This window comes from Burkholderia sp. 3C (assembly GCF_054589155.1).
This window is the reverse complement of record NZ_BAAILN010000138.1, coordinates 207,326-232,201: the sequence shown is the minus strand read 5'-3', so window position 1 is coordinate 232,201 and position 24,876 is coordinate 207,326. Positions and strand designations below refer to the sequence as shown.

23 protein-coding genes and 1 pseudogene are annotated in these 24,876 nt (G+C 68.0%); 9 read left to right on the top strand and 15 right to left on the bottom strand.

Annotated features, from left to right (window positions below; all coding sequences use genetic code 11):
- The 3 genes from dacB to ACYP33_RS30095 all read left to right on the top strand — a co-directional run.
- Positions 1–1,276, top strand: a 1,276-nt coding sequence (dacB, locus tag ACYP33_RS30105; RefSeq protein ID WP_459624949.1) for a D-alanyl-D-alanine carboxypeptidase/D-alanyl-D-alanine endopeptidase, incomplete at its 5' end; no start/stop codon positions are given.
- A 200-nt stretch (positions 1,277–1,476) separates the two neighbouring features.
- On the top strand, positions 1,477–2,442 hold the full coding sequence (locus tag ACYP33_RS30100) for a sterol desaturase family protein (RefSeq protein ID WP_459624948.1): 966 nt from the start codon (positions 1,477–1,479) through the stop codon (positions 2,440–2,442).
- Positions 2,443–2,474: 32 nt separating this feature from the next.
- Complete coding sequence (locus ACYP33_RS30095) at positions 2,475–3,614, top strand: SGNH/GDSL hydrolase family protein (protein ID WP_414451103.1); 1,140 nt, start codon at positions 2,475–2,477, stop codon at positions 3,612–3,614.
- Positions 3,615–3,716: 102 nt separating this feature from the next.
- Here the strand turns inward: ACYP33_RS30095 and ACYP33_RS30090 are convergent, their stop codons facing one another.
- The 9 genes from ACYP33_RS30090 to ACYP33_RS30050 all read right to left on the bottom strand — a co-directional run bounded on the left by ACYP33_RS30090 (position 3,717) and on the right by ACYP33_RS30050 (position 13,274).
- Positions 3,717–4,787 carry an L-threonylcarbamoyladenylate synthase gene (locus ACYP33_RS30090; protein WP_459624947.1) on the bottom strand — a complete coding sequence of 357 codons (1,071 nt, stop codon included), beginning with the start codon at positions 4,785–4,787 and terminating at the stop codon, positions 3,717–3,719.
- A gap of 13 nt (positions 4,788–4,800) precedes the next feature.
- Positions 4,801–6,003 carry a 5-(carboxyamino)imidazole ribonucleotide synthase gene (locus tag ACYP33_RS30085; RefSeq protein ID WP_459624946.1) on the bottom strand — a complete coding sequence of 401 codons (1,203 nt, stop codon included), beginning with the start codon at positions 6,001–6,003 and terminating at the stop codon, positions 4,801–4,803.
- Between the two features lie 75 nt (positions 6,004–6,078).
- Positions 6,079–6,597 carry a 5-(carboxyamino)imidazole ribonucleotide mutase gene (purE, locus tag ACYP33_RS30080; RefSeq protein ID WP_414451100.1) on the bottom strand — a complete coding sequence of 173 codons (519 nt, stop codon included), beginning with the start codon at positions 6,595–6,597 and terminating at the stop codon, positions 6,079–6,081.
- A 39-nt stretch (positions 6,598–6,636) separates the two neighbouring features.
- Positions 6,637–7,527: a phosphoribosylaminoimidazolesuccinocarboxamide synthase gene (locus tag ACYP33_RS30075; protein WP_459624945.1), complete on the bottom strand. Its 891-nt coding sequence runs from the start codon at positions 7,525–7,527 to the stop codon at positions 6,637–6,639.
- A 124-nt stretch (positions 7,528–7,651) separates the two neighbouring features.
- Positions 7,652–8,716 (bottom strand): class II fructose-bisphosphate aldolase, encoded by a 1,065-nt coding sequence (gene fba, locus ACYP33_RS30070; protein WP_414442976.1) that lies wholly within the window; start codon positions 8,714–8,716, stop codon positions 7,652–7,654.
- 306 nt (positions 8,717–9,022) lie between these two features.
- Positions 9,023–10,459, bottom strand: coding sequence for a pyruvate kinase (pyk, locus tag ACYP33_RS30065; RefSeq protein ID WP_414442977.1), 1,437 nt, complete (start codon positions 10,457–10,459; stop codon positions 9,023–9,025).
- Positions 10,460–10,716: 257 nt separating this feature from the next.
- Positions 10,717–11,916 (bottom strand): phosphoglycerate kinase, encoded by a 1,200-nt coding sequence (locus ACYP33_RS30060; RefSeq protein WP_414442978.1) that lies wholly within the window; start codon positions 11,914–11,916, stop codon positions 10,717–10,719.
- A gap of 240 nt (positions 11,917–12,156) precedes the next feature.
- Positions 12,157–12,483 (bottom strand): AzlD domain-containing protein, encoded by a 327-nt coding sequence (locus ACYP33_RS30055; RefSeq protein WP_459624944.1) that lies wholly within the window; start codon positions 12,481–12,483, stop codon positions 12,157–12,159.
- Positions 12,480–13,274, bottom strand: a complete 795-nt coding sequence (locus ACYP33_RS30050; RefSeq protein ID WP_459624943.1) for an AzlC family ABC transporter permease — start codon at positions 13,272–13,274, stop codon at positions 12,480–12,482. Before ACYP33_RS30050 ends, ACYP33_RS30055 begins: the two co-directional genes overlap by 4 nt.
- Positions 13,275–13,602: 328 nt before the next feature.
- Between ACYP33_RS30050 and ACYP33_RS30045 the strand changes: the two genes are divergently transcribed.
- The 5 genes from ACYP33_RS30045 to ACYP33_RS30025 all read left to right on the top strand — a co-directional run bounded on the left by ACYP33_RS30045 (position 13,603) and on the right by ACYP33_RS30025 (position 17,233).
- Complete coding sequence (locus tag ACYP33_RS30045; RefSeq protein ID WP_414442981.1) at positions 13,603–13,797, top strand: zinc-finger domain-containing protein; 195 nt, start codon at positions 13,603–13,605, stop codon at positions 13,795–13,797.
- 150 nt (positions 13,798–13,947) lie between these two features.
- Complete coding sequence (gene waaF / locus ACYP33_RS30040; protein ID WP_414442982.1) at positions 13,948–14,988, top strand: lipopolysaccharide heptosyltransferase II; 1,041 nt, start codon at positions 13,948–13,950, stop codon at positions 14,986–14,988.
- Between the two features lie 113 nt (positions 14,989–15,101).
- Positions 15,102–15,548 (top strand): nuclear transport factor 2 family protein, encoded by a 447-nt coding sequence (locus ACYP33_RS30035; protein ID WP_414442983.1) that lies wholly within the window; start codon positions 15,102–15,104, stop codon positions 15,546–15,548.
- Between the two features lie 43 nt (positions 15,549–15,591).
- A complete protein-coding gene (locus ACYP33_RS30030) occupies positions 15,592–16,638 on the top strand; it encodes a hydrolase (protein WP_459624942.1) in 1,047 nt (348 codons plus the stop codon).
- On the top strand, positions 16,631–17,233 hold the full coding sequence (locus tag ACYP33_RS30025; protein ID WP_459624941.1) for a DUF2946 family protein: 603 nt from the start codon (positions 16,631–16,633) through the stop codon (positions 17,231–17,233). The genes ACYP33_RS30030 and ACYP33_RS30025 overlap by 8 nt, the downstream gene beginning before the upstream one ends.
- Positions 17,234–17,266: 33 nt before the next feature.
- Here the strand turns inward: ACYP33_RS30025 and ACYP33_RS30020 are convergent.
- Positions 17,267–18,856 (bottom strand): annotated as a pseudogene (locus ACYP33_RS30020) (M48 family metalloprotease); the annotation flags it as partial.
- 332 nt (positions 18,857–19,188) lie between these two features.
- Here ACYP33_RS30020 and moaC point away from each other — a divergent pair.
- Complete coding sequence (gene moaC, locus ACYP33_RS30015; RefSeq protein WP_414451095.1) at positions 19,189–19,668, top strand: cyclic pyranopterin monophosphate synthase MoaC; 480 nt, start codon at positions 19,189–19,191, stop codon at positions 19,666–19,668.
- A 95-nt stretch (positions 19,669–19,763) separates the two neighbouring features.
- Here the strand turns inward: moaC and ACYP33_RS30010 are convergent, their stop codons facing one another.
- The 5 genes from ACYP33_RS30010 to ACYP33_RS29990 form a co-directional block, all read right to left on the bottom strand.
- The gene (locus ACYP33_RS30010) at positions 19,764–20,111 is read right to left on the bottom strand and encodes a hypothetical protein (RefSeq protein WP_459624940.1); all 348 of its coding nucleotides are present in this window, start codon (positions 20,109–20,111) and stop codon (positions 19,764–19,766) included.
- Between the two features lie 244 nt (positions 20,112–20,355).
- Positions 20,356–21,450 (bottom strand): porin, encoded by a 1,095-nt coding sequence (locus tag ACYP33_RS30005; protein ID WP_459624939.1) that lies wholly within the window; start codon positions 21,448–21,450, stop codon positions 20,356–20,358.
- Between the two features lie 307 nt (positions 21,451–21,757).
- Complete coding sequence (locus ACYP33_RS30000) at positions 21,758–22,120, bottom strand: TonB family protein (protein WP_459624938.1); 363 nt, start codon at positions 22,118–22,120, stop codon at positions 21,758–21,760.
- Positions 22,121–22,277: 157 nt separating this feature from the next.
- Positions 22,278–22,751, bottom strand: coding sequence for a YjjA family protein (locus tag ACYP33_RS29995; RefSeq protein ID WP_459624937.1), 474 nt, complete (start codon positions 22,749–22,751; stop codon positions 22,278–22,280).
- Between the two features lie 282 nt (positions 22,752–23,033).
- Entirely contained in the window at positions 23,034–24,821 is a 1,788-nt protein-coding gene (locus ACYP33_RS29990; protein ID WP_459624936.1) for a PglL family O-oligosaccharyltransferase, read from the bottom strand.
- Positions 24,822–24,876: the final 55 nt, after the last annotated feature.

Sequence of the window (24,876 nt, the reverse complement as noted above, 5' to 3'; positions counted from 1 at the left end):
CGCGCGCGCGCCGACCGTCGACTGGAACGGCCAGCGGCCGATGCTGCCGGCTTCCACCATGAAGCTCGTCACGACCTGGTCGGGCCTCGCGATGCTCGGCGCCGACTACCGCTTCCGCACCAGCGCCTACGCGGACGGCACGGTCGACCCCGCCGGCACGCTGCACGGCAACCTGTACATCAAGGGCACCGGCGATCCGAAGCTGGTGCCCGAGGAACTGATCGACCTGGTCGACAAGATCCGCCGCGCCGGCATCGTCAACGTCGACGGCGCGCTGGTGCTCGACAAGACCTTCTTCGCACCGTCCACGCGCGACCTGCCGGCCTTCGACGACGACGTACTCGCGCCGTACAACGTCGGCCCCGATCCGCTGCTGTACGCGTTCAAGTCGCTGTCGTTTACGGTCACGCCGACCGACGGCGGCAGCGTCGCGATCGACGTGCTGCCGCCGCTCGCGAACCTGACGATCGATAACGAAATCAGCGAGAGCGGCACCTCGTGCGCATCGGCCGCCGCCGCCGCGCGCCCGCAACTGGCGACCGGCCCGAACGGCGCGCTGACGGCCACCTTCGCGGGCCGCTTCCCGCTCAACTGCGGGCCGATCACGAGCAACGTGGCGGTGCTCGATCACTCGCAGTTCTTCTCGCAGGGCTTCCTCGCGCTGTGGCGCTCGACGGGCGGCACGTTCAACGGCCAGATCCTCGAAGGCAAGGTGCCGACCACGGCACGCCCGGTGGCCGTCCATCGCGGGCCGGTGCTGTCGAGCGTCGTGTACGACATCAACAAGAACAGCAACAACACGATGGCGCGCAACCTGTTCCTGGCGATCGGCGCGATCCAGGGCAAGCCGCCGGCCACGCCCGAACAATCGTCGAGCGTGATCCATGCGTTCTTGCAGCGCAGCGGCATCGCGATGCCGGAACTCGCGCTCGACAACGGCTCGGGCCTGTCGCGCGACGAGCACGTCAGCGCGCGTTCGCTCGCCGCGCTGCTGCAGGCGGCCAACGCCAGCCCGGTCGCGCAGCCGTTCGTCGAATCGCTGCCGGTGGTGGGCGTGGACGGCACCATGGCGCGCCGCCTGACCAACCAGCCGGTGCTCGGCAACGCGCACATCAAGACGGGCACGCTGCGCGACGTGCGCGCGATCGCCGGCTACGTGGCCTCGGCCGACGGCAACAGCTACGTGGTGGTCAGCTTCATCAACGACCCGCGCGCCAGCGCCGCGCGCGCCGCGCACGACGCGCTGCTCGAATGGGTCTACGACGGCCCGCACTGAGCCGCCGCGGCGTTTGAAACGGGCGGCGCGACGCCGTCGCCCGCCCCGCCTTGCGGGCAAACCCTCCCCCGAACACTCCCTCTACGGAACTTGTCGCGCCACCCGCGGCGATTGCGTACGCTTTGGCTTCGCATCCCACCCGGCCTGACCAGGACGCCGGGGCGATGGCTGGCCAGATTCGAAAAAAGGGGGAGACGCCCATGCAATTCAATGTCGAATTGCTGTTGCTCGCGCTGGCGCCCGTGTTCCTGCTCTGCATCGGCTGGGAAGCGTGGCACCTCGCCCGCACACGCCCGCAGGACCATCTCTATGCCTGGCGCGACACGCTCTGCAACGCCGCGCTCGCGCTGATGCACCAGGGCGCCGACAAGCTCGCGTGGCTGGTGGTGATTCCGCTCTACGCGTACTGCTACGACCACTATCGGCTGTTCACCTGGCCGTCGAGCTGGGTCGCGTTCTTCGTGCTGTTCGTCGCGCAGGATCTGCTCTATTACGGGTTTCATCGCGCGAGCCATCGCGTGCGCTGGCTGTGGGCCGCGCACGTGGTGCATCACTCGTCCGAACGGCTCAATTTCTCGACCGCGTTCCGCCAGAGCCTGATGTACCCGATCGCCGGCATGTGGGCGTTCTGGCTGCCGCTGGCGTTTCTCGGCTTCCCGCCGCAGCAGATCGTCGGCATCGTGCTGATCAACCTGGCGTTCCAGTTCTTCGTGCATACCCAGGCGATCCCGAAGCTCGGCTGGCTCGAACACGTGCTCAACACGCCGTCGATCCACCGCGCGCATCACGCACGCAACCCGCGCTACATCGACCGCAATTACGCGGGCGTGCTGGTGATCTGGGATCGGCTGTTCGGCAGCTTCGTGGAGGAGGATCCGCGCGATCCGCCCGTCTACGGCATCGTCGAGCCGCTCGGCTCGAACAACCCGCTGATCGCGACCTTTCACGAGTGGCGCTCGATGGCCGCCGACGCGTTTCGCGTCGACGGCGCGCGCAACAAGTGGCGCGCGATTTTCGGGCCGCCCGAGTGGGCGAGCGCTTATCATTTGCAAGTTACCGGCACGTTGCGACCCGCAACGGCCGCGTCCCGAGGGGAAACCGACGACACGCGGCGACCCGCCGTCATGCCGCCGGACATCGGGCAACACGCGTCGGACGACGCATAAACAATCTGGCCATATCAACGAGGAGATACTGCATGAAGCCGAACACCACCGCGACGCGCCGTCCACCCAGCGGTCTGAAGCGCACCGCCCAGCTCGCCATCGCGAGCGCGGCGCTGGCGCTGCTCGCCGCCTGCGGCGGCGGTGACGACAACAGCCCCGCGCCCAACGCTTCGGCGAGCGTGAAGATGCAGGTGGTGTCGTTCGGCGACAGCCTGTCCGACGTCGGCACCTATTCGCCGCAGATCCTGCTCGGCTTCGGCGGCGGCCGCTTCACGACCAACCCCGGCGAAGTGTGGACGCAGAAGGTCGCCGAGTTCTACGGCGATACGCTGAAGCCCGCGTACGAAGGCGGGTTCGGCGTGCCGCTGCAGGCCACCGGCGGCCTCGGCTACGCGCAGGGCGGCTCGCGCGTGACGCTGCAGCCGGGTATCGGCCACGCCGACGCGTCGGTCGCCAACGCCGACTACGCGCAGGCCACCACCACGCCGATCGCCACCCAGCTCCAGCAATACCTGCAGGCGCACGGCAGCTTCAACGCGAACCAGCTCGTGCTGATCAACGGCGGCGCCAACGACATCCTGTTCCAGGCGCAAGTCGCGCAGGCCGCCGGCAACACGCCGGCCGCGCAGCTCGCCGCCGCGCAGGCCGTGGGCCTCGCCGCGCAGCAACTGGGCGCGGCGATCGCGCAGATCCCGGCCAACGGCGCGACCCACGTGTTCGTCTCGAACATGCCCGACATCGGCACCACGCCGCTCGCGCTGGCCGGCGGCGCCGCCACGCAAGCCGCGCTGACCCAGCTCTCGGCGCTGTTCAACCAGACGCTGACGGCCACGCTCACGGCGCTCCAGGTCGACACCACCAAGGTCAAGGTGATGGACGCGTTCACCTGGCAGGACGGCATCGGCGCGAATTTCCAGGCCAACGGCTTCACGGTCGGCAACACCGGCACGGCCTGCAACCTGACCGCGATGGCCACCGCCGCCGCCAAGGCCGGCGTGGCCAACCCGAGCGGGTTCGCCTCGTCGCTGTTCTGCTCGCCGCAAACCTACACGGTGGCGAACGCCGACCAGACCTACATGTTCGCGGATACGGTCCACCCGACCACGCACCTGCACGCGCTGTTCGCGCAGTTCGTCGAGCAGCAGATCGCGGCGGCCGGCGTCGGCAAGTAAGCCGGCGGGCCTCGCCCGAATGCGGAAGCGGAAATGACAACGCCCGGCAAATGCCGGGCGTTTTTTATTCGGGTGCGCCAGGAACCGGCGGCACGTCGCGCATCAGTGCGCGCTGTCGGCACCCTGCTCGAACGCCGCCGCGGCCCGGCCAAGCCGGTCGTTGACGGCCACCCAGTCGGGTGTGTCGGGCAATTGCTCGACCAGGATGCGCGCCACGTCGGCGCGATCGAGCGCGCGCAGCAGGCTATATAGCTCGCGCGCGTAGGCCTGCGGATCCTCGGGCGCTGTCACGAAATGCACGCCGGGCGCGGTGGCCCAATCGCGCGCGCTGGAAGCGCGTGCCACCAGCGCCACCGGCTCGCCGGCCTCGGCGGCCGCGTCGAGCAGCAATTCGAGCCGGTCGAACGGCAGCAGCGCGAGCGGCGTGCGCGGCGCGTAATGCGCCTTCAGCGTGCCGGAGGCGCGCGGCGCACTGGCGTCGCTGCCGTCGGGCAGGCGCACCACCGTGCCGAGCACGTCCGCGATCTGCTGCGGCGTGACGTGGCCCGGACGCAGCAGCGCCGGAAAACCGCGCGACAGGTCGAGAATCGTCGATTCGATGCCGACTTCGGCCGCCCCGCCATCGAGCACATGCACGCTCGTGCCGAACTCGTCGCGCACGTGCTGCGCGGTGGTCGGGCTGACGTGGCCGAAGCGGTTCGCGGACGGCCCGGCCACCCCGCCATGCCCGCCGCGCAACGCGCTGAACGCGGCCAGCAGGGCCTGCGCGACCGGATGCGACGGGCAGCGCAGCGCCACCGAATCCTGGCCGCCACTGACCGCATCGGGAATATGCGCGGCGCGCTTGAGGATCAGCGTGAGCGGGCCGGGCCAGAACGCCTCGATCAGCTTGCGTGCGTCGCCGGGCAGCGTCTGCACCCAGTAAGCGGGGTCGCCGCCGGGCGGCAGATGGACGATCACCGGATGATTCGACGGCCGGCCCTTCGCCGCGTAGATCCGTGCCACCGCCTCGGGGCTGGCCGCATCGGCGCCGAGCCCGTAGACGGTTTCGGTCGGGAACGCGACGAGTTCGCCCGCCGCGAGCTTCGCGGCGGCCTCGTCGATCGCCGCCTGCGGCACGTGCAGGTGAGGCAGCGAAGACAACGCGGAAGTCGGACGGGCGTCGGAACTCATCGTGGCGCGCCCCTTACGCGAGCGGAATGCGCAACAGGCGCGCGCACGCCTCGGCGGCCTCGACCGCTTCGCCGAGCGTTTCCGCCGTGAAGTTCACGTGGCCCATCTTGCGGCCGACGCGCGCCTCTTCCTTGCCGTACAGATGCAGATGCGCCGACGCCATCGCGGCAACCTGATCCCACGGCGGCGTAACCGCGTCAGCCTCAGCCCCGGCGCCATCGGCGAACCACACGTCGCCGAGCACGTTGACCATGGTGGCCGGCGAATGCTGGCGCGGGTTGCCGAGCGGCAGCCGCGCCATCGCGCGCACCTGCTGTTCGAACTGGCTCGCCGCGCAGGCATCCACGGTGTAATGGCCGGAATTGTGCGGACGCGGCGCCATTTCGTTGGCCACCAGCGAGCCGTCTTCCAGCACGAAGAATTCGACGCACAGCACGCCGACGTAATCGAGCGAATCGGCGATGCGCACCGCCGCCTGCTGCGCGGTGGCCGCGAGCGCGGCGTCGGCGGCCGGCGCGGGCACTACGGTCAGCGCGAGGATGCCGTCCACATGGGTGTTCTGCGCGAGCGGGAACACGGCGGACCGGCCATCCGCGCCGCGCGCGATCAGCGCCGACACTTCGTATTTGAGCGGCAGGCGCTTTTCCAGCACGCAGGGCACGCCACGCAGCGCGCCGAACGCGGCGCGCGCCTCGGCGGCATTCGCCACGCGCACCTGGCCCTTGCCGTCGTAGCCCATGCGGGCCGTCTTGAGGATGCCGGGCAGCACGGCGTCGAGCTCGGCGTCGCCAAGCGCGGTCAGCGCCTCGGCCGATTCGATCACCACATGCGGCGCGACCGGCACGCCCGAGGCGGCGATGAAGCGCTTCTCCGCGATCCGGTCCTGCGCGATCGCCACGCAGCGCCCGGCGGGCGCGACGAAGGTGGTTTGCGCGAGGAAATCGAGGCTCGCGGCCGGCACGTTCTCGAACTCGGTCGAGACGGCTTCGCACAGCGCCGCGAGTTCGGCCAGCGCGGCCTGGTCGTCGTAGGCGGCGCGCAGGTGGCGATCGGCCACGGCGCCGGCGGGGCTCGCCGCGTCGGGGTCGAGCACGGCGACGCGATAGCCCATCGATTGGGCCGCGAAGCAGAACATGCGGCCGAGCTGGCCGCCGCCGACCATGCCGAGCCAGGCGCCGGGCAGGATCGATGAAACCGGAGTGGAGTGTGCAGTCATGTCAGTGATCGGTCGCGGCGGCCATCGTGAAGGCATGGCGCGCCGCCGGGGGGACGTCGTTCGGAGCCGCGCCGCTTACAGCGGCGGCAGCACCATCGCGTGCGCGGCTTCGTTCTGGCGCACGCGGAATGCGGCGAGCCGGTTCGCGTACTCGACCGAGGTGCCGGCCAGCAGCGACACGGCGAACAGCGCCGCGTTGGCCGCGCCGGCCTCGCCGATCGCGAACGTCGCGACCGGCACGCCCTTGGGCATCTGCACGATCGAGTGCAGCGAATCCACGCCCTTCAGGTACTTGCTCGCGACCGGCACGCCGAGCACCGGCACGGTGGTCTTGGCAGCCAGCATGCCGGGCAGGTGCGCCGCGCCGCCGGCGCCGGCGATGATCGCCCGCAGCCCGCGCTCGCGCGCCTTCTCGGCGTAGTCGAACATCTCGTCGGGCATCCGGTGCGCGGAGACGACCTTGGCCTCGTAAGGCACGTCGAACTCCTGCAGGATCGCGACGGCCTGCTTCATCACGTCCCAATCGGAACTGGAACCCATCAGCACGCCGATCAGCGGCGCGCTGTGCGTGTGGGCGATCTGGACTTCACTCATCGTGCGACGTTTCCTTCGTTATCCGCTGCGGGGCGCCGCTTACGCGAGCGTCTGGCCGGTGATGCGCTCGAGCGCTTCCTGGTACTTGGCGCTGGTGCGGGCGACCACGTCGTCCGGCAGCTTCGGCGCCGGCGCGGTCTTGCCCCAATCCTGGGTTTCGAGCCAGTCGCGCACGAACTGCTTGTCGAACGACGGCGGGTTGGTGCCCACTTCGTACTGGTCGGCCGGCCAGAAGCGCGACGAATCGGCCGTCAGCGCCTCGTCCATCAGGAACAGCTTGCCGTGCTGGTCGAGACCGAATTCGAACTTGGTGTCGGCGATGATGATGCCGCGCGTGGCCGCGTAATCGGCCGCTTCCTTGTACAGGCGGATCGAGATGTCGCGGATCGTCGCGCTCAACTCGGTGCCGATGCGGCGCTCGCATTCGTCGTACGAGATGTTCTCGTCGTGGTGACCCATTTCGGCCTTGGCGGCCGGCGTGAAGATCGGCTCGGGCAGCTTCTGCGCATTTTGCAGGCCCGCCGGCAGTTCCACGCCGCACACCGCGCCGGTCGCCTGGTAGTCCTTCCAGCCGCTGCCGGCCAGATAGCCGCGCACCACGGCCTCGATCATGATCGGTTCGAGACGCTTGACCACCACGCCGCGACCCTCGACCTGCGCCGCTTCGTCGGCGGCCACCACCGATTCCGGCGTGTCGCCCGTCAGGTGGTTCGGGACGATGCCCGCGAGCTTGTCGAACCAGAAATTCGCCATCTGGTTCAGCACGCGCCCCTTGTTCGGAATCGGCTCGCCCATCACCACGTCGAATGCCGACAGGCGGTCGGTCGTGACGATCAGGAGCTTGTCGGTGCCGACCGCGTAGTTGTCGCGGACCTTGCCGCGACCGAGGAGCGGCAGCGAACGGAGCGTGGATTCGTAAAGGGTAGACATCGTCGTCTTCGCAGAAAATGGGGCCAAACAAAAAGGGAAACGCCGTTCCCCGCGGACAGGCGGGAACGGCGGCTGAATTTCCGGCCGGCGCCGCCCGGATCGACCAGGCGGCAAAACCGATATGTTAGCGCACGAGCTGGGCGAGTTCGCCAGCCTTGTATCGCTCGGCGATCTTGTCGAGCGATACCGGCTTGATCTTGCCGGCCTGACCTTCGCAGCCAAAAGCGAGATAACGCGCCACGCACACCTTCTTCGCGGCTTCGCGCGCCGGCTTCAGGTAGTCGCGCGGATCGAACTTGCCCGGGTTCTCGACGAAGTAGCGGCGGATCGCGCCGGTGATCGCCAGACGCAGGTCGGTGTCGATGTTGATCTTGCGCACGCCGTGCTTGATGCCTTCCTGGATTTCCTCGACCGGCACGCCGTAGGTTTCCTTCATGTCGCCGCCGAATTCGCGGATTTCCGCGAGCAGCTCCTGCGGCACCGACGACGAGCCGTGCATCACCAGATGGGTGTTCGGGATGCGCGCGTGGATTTCCTTGATGCGCTGGATCGACAGGATATCGCCCGTCGGCTTCTTCGAGAACTTGTAGGCGCCGTGCGAGGTGCCGATCGCGATGGCGAGCGCGTCGCACTGGGTCTGCTTGACGAAGTCGGCGGCTTGCTCCGGATCGGTCAGCAACTGCTCGCGCGTCATCGTGCCGTCGGCGCCGTGGCCGTCTTCCTTGTCGCCCTTCATGGTTTCGAGCGAGCCGAGCACGCCGAGTTCGGCCTCGACCGTCACGCCGATCGAGTGGGCCATTTCCACCACGCGACGCGACACGTCGACGTTGTATTCGTACGACGCCACCGACTTGCCGTCGGCTTCCAGCGAACCGTCCATCATGACGCTGGTGAAGCCGCTGCGGATCGCCGCCAGGCAGACCGCCGGCGACTGGCCGTGATCCTGGTGCATCACGACCGGAATGTGCGGATACGATTCGACCGCCGATTCGATCAGATGGCGCAGGAACGCTTCGCCCGCGTACTTCCGGGCGCCGGCCGAGGCCTGCATGATCACGGGCGCGCCGACTTCGTCGGCCGCCGCCATGATCGCCTGCACCTGCTCCAGGTTGTTCACGTTGAATGCCGGCAGGCCGTAGCCGTGTTCCGCTGCGTGGTCCAGCAGTTGACGCATTGATACGAGAGGCATTGTGGTACTCCATGGAATGAAAACCGGCGCGCCCTGGTTGGCGGCGCGCTGCCTGCCCCGGCGACAATCATGGGGGCGGCGCACGCGGCCGAGCGTCGAATGGGCGCCATTTTATCGCGAAGCGTCCCGCGTTTAGTCCGGATTACGGGCGGATTCCGCAATTTGTTACGACTTCCGTCTCGTGTATCACGGAAATCGCAACCGCTTTCGTTCGGTGTACCACGAAAAAAAACGAAAAAAAGCCGCGCGGGGTGATCCGACCCCCACGCGGCTTTTCGTTGGCCCGGCGAACCGGGCCGAGCCGGTTCAGAATGCGTCGCCGACCCGCACGATCTTCAACGTATTGGTGCCGCCCGCCTGCCCCATCGGCTCGCCAACGGTGAGCACCACCATGTCGCCGCGCACCACGTAACCCTGGCGGATCACGATCTCGAGCGCTGCCTGGAGCGCCGCATCGCGGTCGCTGTTGAAGTCGACATGCAGCGGCACGACGTTGCGGAACAGCGCCATCGCGCGCTCGCTGCCCACGCGCGGCGTCAGCGCGAAGATCGGCACGTGGGTGATGTGACGCGACATCCACAGCGCCGTCGAGCCCGATTCGGTCAGGGCGATGATGGCCTTCGCGCCGAGATGGTGGGCCGTAAACAGCGCGCCCATCGCGATCGACTGGTCGATCCGCGTGAAGGTGCGATCGAGGAAATCCTTGTCGAGCTCGACGGCCTCCGATTTCTCGGCCTCGACGCAGATCGTCGCCATCGTCTCGATCGTGACCACCGGGTACTTGCCCGCCGCCGATTCGGCCGACAGCATCACCGCGTCGGTGCCGTCGAGCACGGCGTTGGCGACGTCCGACACTTCGGCGCGGGTGGGCACCGGGGCGTGGATCATCGATTCCATCATCTGGGTGGCGGTGATGACGAGCTTGTTCGACTCGCGCGCCATGCGGATCATGCGCTTTTGCAGCGCCGGCACGGCCGCGTTGCCCACTTCGACGGCCAGGTCGCCGCGCGCGACCATGATGCCGTCCGAGGCATCGAGGATGTCCTGCAGCGCGGGAATCGCTTCCGCGCGCTCGATCTTGGCGATCATCTTCGGCTTGATGCCGTAGGGCGCGCCCGCGATGTTCGCGAGCTGGCGCGCCATTTCCATGTCGGTGGCGTTCTTCGGGAACGACACCGCCACCATGTCCGCGCCGAGCGACATCGCCGTGCGGATATCTTCCATGTCCTTGGCGGTCAAGGCCGGTGCCGACAGGCCGCCGCCCTGGCGATTGATGCCCTTGTTGTTCGACAGCTCGCCGCCCACCTTGACCGTCGTGTGGATCTCCTCGCCGAGCACGCGCTCGACGGTCAGCACGATCAGGCCGTCGTTGAGCAGCAGCAGGTCGCCGGCTTTCAGGTCGCGCGGCAGATCCTTGTAGTCGAGGCCCACGCGCTCGTCGTTGCCGAGCTCGCAGCCGGCGTCGAGGATGAACGGCTGGCCCGGTTCGAGCTGGATCTTGCCGTTCTCGAACTTGCCGACGCGGATCTTCGGACCCTGCAGGTCGGCCATGATCGCGATTTCCCGGCCGACCTTGCGAGCGGCCTCGCGAACCATCTCGGCGCGCTGGCGGTGATCGTCAGCCGTGCCGTGCGAAAAATTGAGTCGTACGACGTCGAGCCCCGCCTGAATCATCTGCAGCAAAATCTCGGGCGAGCTGGAGGCAGGGCCGATCGTGGCGACTATCTTGGTGGCGCGAAACATGAAACTCCTCTTGAGGGTCGGGTTGAATGCGCTGGAGAGACTGCTACGAGAGCCGGAACCCGCCGGCCCAGCGGCCGGTGCTCCGGTGTGCGCGCGGGCATCGTCGGCCTGCGTCGCTTTGTTCTGTCTGTAATCCGTGTGCATCGCGGCCGGGCGGCCGGCCTTTCGGCCTTGCCGCCCGCCGGTGCGCGAACCGGGGCGTGCCCGCGCCGCCCCGTCGCCTTCCGGCGCGCTCCACGCGCGACCGCGCGTCATCCTCAGGCCGCGCCGCGCGTCTCGAGCACTTCCACGGCCGGCAGCGTCTTGCCTTCCAGGAATTCGAGGAAGGCGCCGCCGCCCGTCGAGATGTAGCTGATCTTGTCGTGAATGCCGTACTTGGCGATGGCCGCGAGCGTGTCGCCGCCACCGGCGATCGAGAACGCCGGCGAGTTGGCGATCGCCTCGGCGAGCGTCTTGGTGCCGTTGCCGAACTGATCGAACTCGAATACGCCCACCGGGCCGTTCCAGACGATCGTGCCGGCCTTTTCGAGCTGGCCGGCCAGCGCGCGGGCGGTGTCCGGGCCGATGTCGAGGATCAGGTCGTCGGCTTCGATCTCGCTGACCTTCTTGACCGTCGCCACGGCGGTGGGCGCGAATTCCTTGGCCGTCACCACGTCCGACGGGATCGGCACCGAGGCGCCGCGCTCGCGGGCCGCGTCGATGATGACCTTGGCTTCGGCCACCAGGTCCGGCTCGGCCAGCGACTTGCCGATCGACAGGCCGGCAGCCAGCATGAACGTGTTGGCGATGCCGCCGCCGACGATCAGTTGATCGACCTTCTCGGCCAGCGACTTCAGGATCGTCAGCTTGGTCGAGACCTTCGAGCCGGCCACGATCGCCACCAGCGGGCGCTTCGGGTTGCCGAGCGCCTTGCCGAGCGCGTCGAGTTCCGCAGCAAGCAGCGGGCCTGCGCAGGCGATGCCGGCGTGCTTGGCGATGCCGTGGGTGGTGGCTTCGGCGCGGTGGGAAGTGCCGAACGCGTCGTTGACGTAGATGTCGCACAGGGCGGCCATTTTCTGCGCCAGCGCGTCGTCGTTCTTCTTCTCGCCCTTGTTGACGCGGCAATTTTCGAGCAGCACGACGTCGCCCGGCGCGACCTTCACGCCGTTCTCGACCCAGTTCGCGACCAGCGGCACCTCACGGCCCAGCAGCTCGGCCAGGCGCGCGGCGACGGGAGCGAGCGAATCCTCGGGCTTGAATTCGCCTTCCGTCGGACGGCCCAGGTGCGAGGTAACCATCACGGCGGCGCCGGCGTCGAGCGCCGCGCGGATCGCCGGGACCGACGCACGCACGCGGGTGTCTTCGGTGATGTTGCCGTGATCGTCCTGCGGCACGTTCAGGTCGGCGCGGATAAAGACACGTTTGCCGGAGACTTTCCCCTCGGCGATCAGGTCGGTAAGACGCTTAACTTGGCTCATGGGACAGATTGAAGGTTGATGAAGGAAGGCGTTGCGGAAAGATCGCGCGCGGGCTGCCGACGACGGCGCCGGACGGCCGGGCTGGGCCGTGCGACGCGCACGAAATTTCGGGAAAAACTCATTCTAGCCGATCGGCCCCGCGGCCTGCCCCGCCGCGCGGCGAATTCCCTTTATTTGGCGCGAGGCTTTCGATGCTGCAACGCAGCATGACCAACCCGCGCCGCGCGGGGCGGCGAACGCTCAGGTGATCAGGCGCAACAGCGTGAACACCACCATCCCGATCAGGATCGTGCCGATCATGCTGCGTCGCCATAAAAACCAGCCGAGGCCGGCCGCGGCGGCGTAGAAATCGTGATTGGAGAGGGCGAACGAGAGGCCGGTGGGGGTATCGAGCACGTCGGGCAGCACCACCGCGACCAGCGCGGCGGCCGGCGCGTAACGCAGCGCGCGCTGGGCGCGCTCGGGCAGGATGGTGCGCTCGCCGCCGATCAGGAACAGCGCGCGCGTGACCGCCGTGACCACCGTCATGCAGGCGATCGTCCACCAGATCGTCGCGTTCTCGCTCATCGCGCGCCGCCTTCGCCATCGCGCCCGGCGTCGGCCGGATCGATCGCATCGCGCGGCCGGAGCTCGGCGCGCAGGCGGCGCCAGTCGGCCCGCTCGATCACCAGGTCGGCCAGCGTGCCGGCCGCGAGCGCCGCGAACACGGCGATCGGCAGCCCGAGCCGGTACGGCAGATCCACGGCCAGCAGCGCCGCGATGCCGGCCACCGCGACGGCGGCCAGCGTCGAGCGGTTCGCCACCGCCGACACCATGATCGGAATCAGCGCCAACGTGCCGGCAAGCCCGAGGCCCCATTGGTCGGGCACCACGCTGGCCAACGCGATGCCGGCCAGCGACGACACCTGCCACGACAGCCAGCTCGCCAGCGCCATCCCCCAGAAATAGGCTTCCTTGCCCGGTACGTAGCCGTTCGCGAAGCCCTGCTTGATGAACAGCAGGTAGATCACGTCGCCGTTGAAATAGCCGATCGCGATGCGCCGCCACGGCGACAGATAGGAGAAATGGGGGGCCAGCCCCGCGCTGAAGATCACGAAGCGCAGGTTGACCATCGCGGCCGTCAGCAGGATGGTCCAGATCGGCAGCTTGGCCGCCAGCAGCGGCAGCACGGCAAGCTGGGAAGAACCGGCGTAGACGAGGAGCGTCATCCAGACCGCCTGGTCGGTGGTCATCACCGATTTGCTCATCGCGATGCCGGTGACGAGGCCCCAGGACAGGATGGCGGTGAGCGTCGGCGCGTAATCGCGCGCCCCTTGAATCAAGGCGAAGCGATCGGTGGCGGACAGACGAGCGAGCATGGGAGGGGGCCGCGCGGCACGGAAAACCGGGCGGACGCGCCTCGCGCAGTGCCTCCCGTCGTGTTTTCGTTGAAATGGTGGCGCGATTATAGCGCCGGACCCCGCTGGACAGATCGTCGCACCGGGAAAAGACGCTAAAATGCACGACCGGCGCGGCCTGTGCAGCGCGCCAGCGCGCCGCCCGGCGGGCCTCGATGCCGCCCCGGCCTGCTGCTGCGCACAGGCGTGCACGGCCGCGAGCGTGCCGCGAACGAGGTTTTTCGTTATCGTGTCGGGCAACGGCGGCACACAGCGCCGCCGTCCCCCTATTGCAACAAGAGACCGCCCCATGAGTGAAATCAAGGAACGACCGCTCGTCGAACTGTCGGCCAAGGATCTGCCGGCCTACTGCCCGAACCCGGCGATGACGCGCTGGAGCGCGCATCCGCGCGTGTTCATCGACGTCACCCACGGCGAGGCGCGCTGCCCCTACTGCGGCACGCGTTACACGCTGCGCGCGGGCGAAGTCGTCCACGGCCACTGAGCGCGCATCGGGCGGCCTGCCGCCCGGCCCCGGTCGAGCCGGCCCCGCCCATGGCGATCGGCAAACAGGCCGGCGAACCGCCCCTTATTCCCCGCAACCCGAGCGCGGCGCCCTGGCGCCGCGTTTCATTACGACACCGGACTCCACCTGATGCGTCGCGCGTTGGTAATCGCACCGAACTGGATCGGTGACGCATTGATGGCGCAGCCGCTTTTCGCGCTGCTGAAGAAACTGCATCCGCGCATCGTGATCGACGCGGTCGCGCCCACCTGGGTCGCGCCGGTGCTCGAACGGATGCCGGAAATCCACGACGTGCACGCGACCGACCTCGCGCACGGCAAGCTGCAGATGGTGCGCCGCTGGCAACTGGCGAGCGACCTGCGCGATGTCGGCTACGACGCGGCCTACGTGCTGCCGAATTCGTTCAAGTCGGCGCTGATCCCCTGGCTGGCCGGCATTCCGCTGCGCATCGGCTATACCGGCGAGTCGCGCTACGGGCTGCTGAACGTGCGCCACGCGAACCCGCCGAAGGCGCGCGACGCGCGCCCGCCGATGGTGCCGTTCTACGCGTCGCTGGCCTATACGCCCGGCGCGAAGCTCGACGAGCAGCTCAAGGCGCTGCCGATGCCGCGCCTCGACGCCGACCTCAACGAAACGGCGCGCGTGTCCACGCGCTTCCATCTCGACACCCGCAAGCCGCTGATCGTGTTCTGCCCCGGCGCCGAATACGGCCCGGCCAAGCGCTGGCCGCCCGAGCATTTCGCGGCGCTCGCACGCATCGTCAACCAGTCGTTCCCGTATACGCAGATCATCGCGCTCGGTTCGCCGAAGGATGCGCCGGTCGCGCAGGCGATCGCCGACGCGGCGCCCGGCGTGCGCAACCTCTGCGGCCAGACTTCGTTGTCCGAAGCGTGCGCGCTGATCGCGCGCGCCAACGCGGTGGTCACCAACGATTCCGGCCTGATGCACGTGGCGGCCGCGCTGCGCCGCCCGCTGGTGGCGCTCTACGGTTCGACCGACCCGCGCCATACCCCCCCGCTGTCGGAGCAGGCAAAGGTACAATGGCTCCACCTCGAATGCAGCCCCTGCTTTGAGCGCGAATGCCCGCTCGGCCATCTGAACTGCCTGCGCGAGCTCGGCCCGGAACAGGTATTCGGCGACTTGCGCGGGATGCTGGTCGGACAGCGCTGAAGCGCGGCGGGCCGGGCCCGGCGTGCGATCGAGTGCGACATTGCGGTACTTGCGAAGGCGGCCTCGCGGCCGCTGCCTTGTAACAGCGCGTTTGCGCGCGAGAGATAATCCCGATGCCACGTTTTGCCCGCCTCTTCGAAGCCGCCGCCGACACGCTGAACGCCTATTACCAGTCGATCGCCGACGCCAACCTCGACGCCCTGATGGTCCTGTGGATCGACGAGGATTTCGCGAGCTGCATCTGGTCCGACGGCTCGCACCTGCACGGGCTGGAGCAGATCCGCAGCGGCTTCGCGCAACGGATGACCGCACGCCCCGTCACCATCGAGCCGCTCGATATCCGCGTGTACGACAGCCTCGGCACGGTCGTCTACACGGTGGCGGAAGCCCATCAGTACGCCGATGCGGGCACCGAGCCGGACATGGTGTTCACCACCTACGTGATGATCCACGAGCGCGGCGAATGGCGGGTCGCACACATCCATGCCAGCCCGATTCCCGATCAGGCGGCCAGCCAGTTCGCCGCCAAGATCCGCCACGGCCAAGGGCCCCTGCACTGACACACGGCCTCGCGCCTTCGGCACCTCGCCTCGGATACGCGCCATGAGTTCCGCCTGCCCCTCCCCGCCGCAATCGCCTTCGCCGTCCGTGGTGCCGGCCACGCCGGCCGAGCTGCTGCGTTACGTGGCGCCGCGCTGGCTGCCGACCAATCACGCCCAGACGATCTTCCCCGCGCTGTTCGGCCGCCGGCCCGAGGTGCGCTACCGGCGCGAACGCTGGGACACGCCCGACGCCGATTTCATCGATCTCGACTGGATCGCGCCGCCGCCCGGCCTGGCGCCGGCGCCCGACGCACCGCTGATGGTGGTGTTCCACGGCCTCGAAGGCAGCTCCGATTCGCGCTACGCGCGCCTGCTGATGGCGGCGGCCCAGGCACAGGGCTGGCACGGCGTGGTGCCCCATTTCCGCAGTTGCAGCGGAGAGATGAACCGCCAGCCGCGCTTCTATCATCTGGCCGACGCCGACGAACTCGACTGGATCCTGCACCGCCTCGCGGCCGGCCATCGTGGGCCGGTGTTCGCGATCGGCGTGTCGCTCGGCGGCAACGTGCTGCTGCACTGGCTCGGCCAGCAGCGCGGCGGGCGCGACATCGTCGCGGCCGCGGCGGCCGTGTCCACCCCGCTCGACGTGCATGCGGGCGGCCGGGCGATCTCGACCGGCTTTTCGATGGTCTACACGCGCGCGTTCCTCAAGACGCTGAAGGTCAAGGCGCTGGTCAAGCTCGAACAGCACCCGGGCCTGTTCGACAAACGCGCGGCGCTGGCCGCGCGCAACATGTATGAATACGACGACGTGGTGACCGCGCCGCTGCACGGCTTCAGCAGCGCCGACGACTACTGGACCCGCGCGACCGTGCGCCCGCTGCTGCGCGCCATCGACACGCCCACCCTGATCCTCAACGCGCGCAACGACCCGTTCCTGCCGGCCACCGCCCTGCCGGGGCCCGGCGACGTGTCGCCCGCCGTCGAGCTCGATCAACCCGAACACGGCGGCCACGTCGGCTTCACGTCCGGCCGCTTTCCCGGCCAGGACGACTGGCTGCCGCAGCGCGTGTTCGGCTTCGTTTCCCGGTTTCTCGACCATGGATGAGATCGTTCGCCAGGCCATCGCGAAGTGGCCCAACGTCCCGCACTGCACCGGCTGGCTGCTGCTCGACCGCCGCGGCGACTGGCGCATGCGCGACGAGGCCGCGCAGGCCGCCCATGAACCGGGCACGCCGATCCGCCACACGGCGCTGATCGCGTTCATCGCGCGCAACTACGAGCGCGACGTGCAAGGCCAGTGGTATTTCCAGAACGGCCCGCAGCGCGTGTACGTGGAGCTGGCCTACACGCCGTGGATCGTGCGGCTTGCGGCCGTGGACGGCGCGCTGACGCTCACCGATCAGGCCGGCCAGCCGTTCGAGCCGACCCGAGCGTGGCTTGACGACGCGGGCGGCGTGCTGTTCTCCGACGCGGCCGAGCCGCCGCGCGTGGCCGCGCTGCACGACCACGATCTCGACCTGTTCGCCGATCACGCCACGCTCGACGACGGCGGCACCGGCGGCTGCTTCCACTGGCGGCCCGGCGTCGATCTCGCGCTCGCCGAAATTCGCCGCGACGCGGTGGCGGCGCACTTCGCATTCGTCGCCAGCCCGGCCGAAAAGGCCAAGGCCGAGGCCGAGGCCGCCCCGCCCGCGCGCTGATCTCGTCCCCGGCCGATCGCCTCGGCCTCGGCCTCAGCCGCGCTCGTCGTCCTTGTCGTCCTGCTCTTCCTGGTAGCGCCGCTCGAAATCGTGCAGCCGCGCCGTGATGATCGATTGCTCGTAGAAACTGACTGCCTTGTCGTCGCGCGCCTCGCGCAGTTGGCGGATCGCCGACGGCCAGGCGCCGTCCAGCGCGAGCTTTTCGGCCTGCGCGCGCCGCCGCAGGATCGCATCGCCGTTGCCCTGCGCCGCCTGCGCGAGCCAGGCCCACCAGTCGGGCTGACGCGGATCGGCATCGGCCTGCCGCTGCGCGAGCGCCTGCGCCTCGCCAAACCGCTTCGCCGCCACCAGTGCCTGCAGATGCACGACGATCGCCGCGTGCGAGCCCGGCCAGCGCTGCTGCGCGCGTTGCGCGAGACGCACAGCGTCGGCGGCGCGACCCGCGCGGCGCGCGATCTCGGCGGCCAGCACGTCGAGGCTTGGAGTGCTCGGGGCGCCCGATGCGCTTGATGCATTCGGCATAGCGGCCGCCACCGCGCCCTCGTCGCGCTGTACGGTCTCGAAGCGCTCGCGCGCGGCCGCCAGCGCCCGGTCGGCCTCGTCGAGATTGCCGAGCAGCATCTGGCCCAGCGCGATGCCGTACCAGTTCGCGGCCACGTTCGGCGCGACGCGGTCGTCGAGCTCGCCACGCATGCGACGCACCTCGGCGGCGATATCGGACGGCGTATGCGGTTGCAAAATCCGCAGCCGCGCGCGCACCAACGCGTACTCGGCCGACTGGCGCGGCTGCCGATACGGCGCACGACGCGCGCGGTCGTCCATGTCGGCGATGCGGTCGGTGGTCAGCGGGTGCGTGCGCACGTATTCGGGCACGCCGGCGTCGCCCATCGTCGAGCGGTCAAGCCGCTCGAAGAAACCGGGCATGCCGTACGGGTCGTAGCCCGCACCGGCCAGCAACTGGAAGCCGACGCGATCGGCCTCGCGCTCCGCGCCGCGCGAGAAGCGCAGTTGGTTGTCGACGAGGTAGGCCTGGCCGCCCAGCGCGATCGCGCTGCCGAGGTCGCCGCTGCGCGCGAGCACGCCGGCCAGCACCCCCACCAACATCGAGGCCAGCGCCGCGTAGCCGGATTTCTCGTTCGCACCGATCATCCGCGCGATATGCCGCTGCAACACGTGGCCCATCTCGTGGCCGAGCACCGAGGCCAGCTCGGATTCGGTGCGCGTCATGATCACCAGGCCGCTGTTCACGCCGATGAAACCGCCGGGCAGCGAGAACGCGTTGATCTGCGGATCGCGCATCGGGAACAGGTCGAAATCGGGACGCTCGCCGCCGATGAACTGCGCGGCCGCGGCGGCCGACAGCTTCGCCGCGACCGTGTCGAGATAGTCGCGCACGAGCCAGTCGTCGAGATAGTCGGGATCGCGCCGCACCTCGCGCATCACGCGCTCGCCGAGCCGGCGCTCGGCCTGCGGCGTCAGCGCGCCGCCGGAGCCGTCGCCGAGGTCGGGCAACTGCTGCGTCTGCAACGGGCGGCGCAGGCTCGGCGTCGAGGCCGGCGTGCCCGACAGCCGCGCGCGCTCGCCGCCATAGGTGCCGAACACGCCGGGGGCGATCGCGTCGGGAATCTCGGGCGCACTGGAGAGGCCGTCGAGCAGGCGCGGCAGCGGCGCGCCGGGCGTGGATGGCGTGCGCGGGTCGGACGTGGCCGCATGCGCCGGGCTGCCGGGCGGCACGGCCATCGCGATCGACAGCGAGACGGCGAGCAGCGACGACGGGATACGGGACGAGATACGCATGAGCGGCATCGGACGCGGAAGCGGATCGGAAGCGAACGGCAACGATCGATACGCCGGCCGAGCCTCGGGCAGAGCGCGCCGAGGCCCGGCTGGCGGCAACGGCTGCCATTGTAATGGCGGGGCGCTGCTATGATGAGCGCCCATCTCAGGAGCGAATCATGTCAGGACTTACTCACTTCGATGCGGCCGGCCACGCGCACATGGTGGACGTCGGCGACAAGCAGGAGACGCGGCGCATCGCCGTGGCGCGCGGCGCGATCCGCATGCTGCCCGACACGCTTGCGCTGATCCGCGACGGCCGTGCGAAGAAAGGCGACGTGATCGGCATCGCGCGCATCGCGGCGATCCAGGGCGCGAAGCGCACCGCCGACCTGATCCCGCTTTGCCACCCGCTCGCCCTGACGCGCGTCGCCGTGGATTTCGAGTTCGACGACGCGCTGCCCGGCGTGCGCTGCACGGCACAGGTCGAGACGCTTGGCCGCACCGGCGTGGAGATGGAAGCGCTGACCGCCGTGCAGGTCGGGCTGCTGACCGTGTACGACATGTGCAAGGCGGTGGATCGCGGGATGATCATCACCGACGTGGGCGTGGCCGAGAAGCGCGGTGGAAAATCGGGCGACTGGAAAGCCGAGGCGTGAGACAACGCCGCCTCGCCTGACAAAAAACCAAGGCCGCTTCGTCGATACCGAAGCGGCCTTGTTATTTGATGCGGCTCGTACCCGTATTGCGCGACTCAGGCGATTTGCGCCGACGAGAGCTTGGTTTCCAGTTGCGACTGCAGTTGATCGATCGTGAACGACGATTCGATGCGCTCCACTTCAAAACCCTTCGCCACCAGATCGCGGATATACATCTTGTTGTAAATCACCGCGAAAACGATGCCGGGGACGATCGCGCCGATCCCCATCGTAACCAGCGAAATGGCGAAGGTTGCGCCGAAGATGATGGCGGCCCACTTGAAATCGCCGCGAAACAGCGCCGGGAAGAAGCCGAAAAACAAGGTCGTCCAGGAAAAGCCGACCGGGGCTTTCTTGATCGAGCCGAACGTCGGATGCTTGAATACGATTGCGGAATGCGCCATTAATCCCCCCGTAGTGCCGTTGTAAATATGTGTTCGCGGATTTTACACAGACGGGAATGAAAGGCAAGGCACTGAAAACGTATTCAGCGCGAATATTCGTGCGGCGATAGCGCATTCGCTACATGAGGCCTATCCAATTCATTTGAAAATCACCATCGTTCAACGCCGAATTTTCATATCAAAATAAAACCGGGCGGCATGTGCGATACATGCCGCCCGGTTCTTCAAGCACTCGCTGCGCCAATCAGAACGCCGTGCGAATCCCGACGCGCGTGACCGTCTGATTATGCGAGGACGACTCGCCCAGGCTTCCGATCGAGGCAAACTGATTCCCCGACGTATGCTGATACAGCGCCTGCGCATATACCTCGGTGCGGCGCGACAGGTGATAGCCGGCCGTCGCGCCGATCTCGTTGTAATGCGGATCGTTGCTGCGCCCCGCGATCTTCACCGACGAGTTCGTATAGAGATACATCGCGCCAACATAGAATGCCGACGTGAAGTCGTACTTCGCGTTGACTTCGACGTTGTCGAACTTCACGTCGCGCGGGACGCCGGCCAGCGGCGCCGCGTCGAGGATCGTGTGCGTGTAGACCAGGCCGAGCGTGGCCGAGCCGAGCACGTAGCTCACGCCGGCCGCCGCCACGCGCTGCGTGCCCGCGTGATAAGGCGAGCCGACCACCGCGCCCGAGGTGTTCTGATCCTCGCCGCCCGCGTTCATGTACGCCGCGGCAGCCGTCAGCGGGCCGCCGTTGTAGCGCGCACCGACGCTCCAGGCGCGGTTGGTCGCGAACTGGCCGGCCTGATTGCTGAAGCCGTACAGGCCGCCGAACTGCACGCCCGAGATTTCCGCGCTCGTGTATTTCACCGCGTTGTTGATGCGGAACGATTCGTCGAGGTTGTCGGCGTCGAACGGATGGCCGAACAGGCCGCCGCCCCAACTGCCGGCCGCGCTCAGGGGCGCGACATAGTCGACCACCGAATCGTACTGGCGGCCGAGCGTGACCGTGCCGAAGCGGTCCGACGACAGCCCGACGTAGGCTTGGCGGCCGAACATCTCGCCGCTATCCGCCAATTGGCCGGTGCTGACGCTGAAGTTGTTTTCGAGCCGGAAAATCGCGTGCAGACCGCTGCCGAGATCCTCGCTGCCCTTTATGCCCCAGCGGTCGCCGAGTTGCCGGAGATTGCTGGCGAGCACGTAATTCGAATGCCCTGCCTGATTACTGATGTAATCGAAACCTTCATCGATCGTGCCATACAACGTGACACTGCTCTGTGCATACGCCGTGCCGGCGAAAACGGCCAGTAACGCCGGGATCAGCGATTTTGCGATTCTCATGATTTCCCCAAGGAGTGAAGCGCACGCATGGTTAATGGTTTGGTGGCGCGCTTCATGAATATGGCGAACGGGATTCTAGAGAAATGAGCTTTCGGCACGATTACCGGTGTCGCCGTTGCGCAACAGCTTACTCATCACGCGATTCAGGGCGTGGCTTGCCGCACCCGAGCGCTTAAGGCGCGGGAGCTTTTCAATGCAAAACCCGACAATGAAAATTGACTACGCTTATCGATTAACGCAGCGAATATCGATAAATACACAGCAATATCGAACGGCAACGCGCCGGGCGCAAACCCGGCGCGTCGCGTCATTTCTGCGTCGCGCCTTTCGGCTCGAACACGAACGGCTGCGTCAGCGTGAACGGCGAGGGCGTGGCACCGTAGGCGCCCTGCTGCGTGCAATGGGCATGCGACATCGCCGCCACGGCCGCGCGGTCGGCGGCGGGATTGCGGCTGCTGGTCGTGATCGTCACGTTTTCGGGTTCGCCCGCCGCGGTGATCAGCGCGCGCACCAGCACCGTGACCTGACGGTCCAGCGGACGTGCATCGTCGGGATAGATGGCCACGGGAATCTTGCAGGACAAGGTATTTTCGTGCGGCAGGAACATGGCGCAACCGGCCAGTTGCGCGGCAACGAGCGGCAAGGCGAAATACTTCGCGTGGCGAATCATGACGAGGCTTCCCCAGGGTATGAACGTCGCGTTGGTCAGGCGCGATGGCCAAACGGCGCCGGGGAGCGCGACGACGCCCGGCTGGGCGGAGCATCGCGCGCCTCGGCGCCGCGTGGCGGGTAATGAGCATTTTTTCGTGTGCTGCCGAGCTCGCAGCTTACAGCAGCGACTTCGCCTGCGTCAGCACCTTGTCGCACACCTGCTTGGTCAGTTGTTGCTTGACGCCCGCACCGCTCAGGTCGAGCGTCTTGCCGTTGCCGGCGTCGAGGATGCCGCTGCTGCCGCTCGTGAACCCGCTGTCCGACTGCGGGTTGCCGCCGAGCTTGCCCAACAGTTGATCCTTGACCGAGCCGGCGCTGCCGCCGCCCAGGTATTGGTTCTGGATGCAGAACTGCAGCACGCCCGCGACGTTGCCGAGGCTCGACGGCATCAACGACGAACCGCCTCCGCCCAGTGCGCCGCCCAGGCCACTCAAGCCGCCGAGGTTGCCGGCAAGGCCGCCGGAATTCTGCGTGGTGCCGCTGCCGGCTTGTTTCAGCATGTCGCCGAGTTGGGCGTAGGCACCGGTCGCCGTTAGCGACAGGCCGATCAGGGCGCCGGCTGCAATCGCCCGGCCAGTACGAATCTTCATCATGATCCTCCCAGGTTACGAGATGACGGCGGCATTCACGATGTGCCGGAATGCCGGCAGCCAGCATAACCGAAGCGCCGAGGCGAACCGCGTCGCGAGTCGCGGATCGGGGCCGGGATTGACGATGTTTGACGGAATGGGCGGTGGGCGCTGGGCGCTGGGCGCTGGGCGACCGGATCGTTGCATCGCGCCGGCGTGGTGCGCGTAGGTGCGGGTGACTGCGTCAGCCATCGACGCACCGCGGCGAGACTGCCGCGGCGCCATGACAAGACAGCCAGCCGATCAGTCGTCGGAATCGTCGCTGTCGTCGTCTTCGTCGCTGCTTGCCGCACCGGCCGGTTTGCCGTAGCGCGTCACCAGCGATTGACGGAAACCGGCCAGCGACGGCTGCGCATCCAGGAGCTTGTAGAGCGCGGCAAGCTGCGCCGGCCAGTCGTGCAGCTCCTGCGCGAAGATCTTCAGGCGCGCGACCGTATCGAGCGCATCGCCCTCGCGGCCATCGAGCGCCTCGAGCACGGCATAGCGACGCAACACGGTTTCGCCGGGCAGCAGCGCAATGGCATGCTGATGCGCGGCGAGCTTGGCCGGCAGGTCGTCTCGCGAGATCGGCATCAGCGTGGCCGCACCGTATTCGCCCCACGAGCCGAACAGGAACGACGGCGACTCGCGATACTGCTCGGCCGGATTCGAACCGTAATACAGCACCTCGGCGCGCTGGTAATCGCGCAGGATCGGATACAGCGCCAGCAGCGCCGCGACCGACACGACCGCGAACACGCCATAGGCCATCCGCCCCGGCAGCACGCGCATCGGCCGCGTTTCGAGCAGCCCGATCACGAACATCGCCGGCAGCGTGAAGAACGTGTACTGCTGCGGATACTCGACGAGCGCGTGCATCAGCAGCACGCCGAGCAGCGCCAGGCCGAACAGGCGCTCGACCGTGTGCGGCACCCGCAACACGCGCACGAACCAGAACGCCAGCGTGACCAGCAGCGCGCCCAGGCCCAGCACGCCCGACTTGGCGAGCAGGTCGATGAAGATGTCGTGCGAGTTGTTGGCGATTTCCACGCCGCCCAGCGCGCGCACCAGCTCGAACTGATGCAGCGGGAATTCGCCCCAGCCCACGCCGAGCCACGGATGCTCGCGGAACATCGTCAGCCCGTACTTCCACAGCGCGAGGCGCGGTGCGATCTGCCCGGCGTCGCGCATGCGCTCGGCCGCCGATTCGGCCAGCCCGAGGTGGTAGCGCAGGTTGGCCCAACGCACCACGATATTGACCACGACGAACACCACCGCCAGCGCCAGCGGATACAACCATGCCGCGCGATGGCTGCGCCCGCGCCGCGCCGCGGCCAGCGCCGTCCAGAGCCCGGCGACGACCATCACCGCCACCTGCAGCCACGGGCCGCGCGACACGGTGAAGGCCAGCCCCGCCGACAACACGATCGACAACGGCAGCCAGCCCCACACGGGCAGCCGGCGTGCCTGCGCCAGATACAGCGTGCTGGCAAGCGCAAACGCGATGTAGGTGGCGAGGTGATTCGCCTGCGCCATGTTCCCGTACGGGCGGCGCTCGACCGTCACGCCGTAGTTCACGACGAACGGCGAGAACGTGTGTTCGAGATGCAGCAGCTGCACGACCTGGCAAGCCACCGCGAACACGCCGCCGACGACCATCGCGCCCGCCATCATCCGCGTGACGGTTTCGACCGAATGCACCCGGCCGAGCATATAGCCCGACTGCATCGCGATCAGCGCCGCCAGCAGGTAGCCGATGGCCAGCCAGTTCATCGCGGGCTGCGCGAGCGGCAGCACCAGCGTCTGCACGATCAGCACCGCGCCGAACGCGAGCGGGGTGGCCCAGCCGAGCGGCGCGGCGAACGGCTGCGCCGCTCGCTCGCCGCGCACGAGCAGCACCACCAGCCCGCCGAGCAGCGCATACAGGCCGAATGCCGTGAATTCGGAATAGAACGTCGGGATCGGATAGGTGTGATTGGTGACCGCGTAAGGCAGGATCAGGGCAACAGCAAGCGCAATCAGCGATAACGAACGCAGAACGGAAGAAGGCATGAGCGAACCGGATGTCAGCAACCGGCGCACTATACAAAAAATTTCCGGTGCTGAG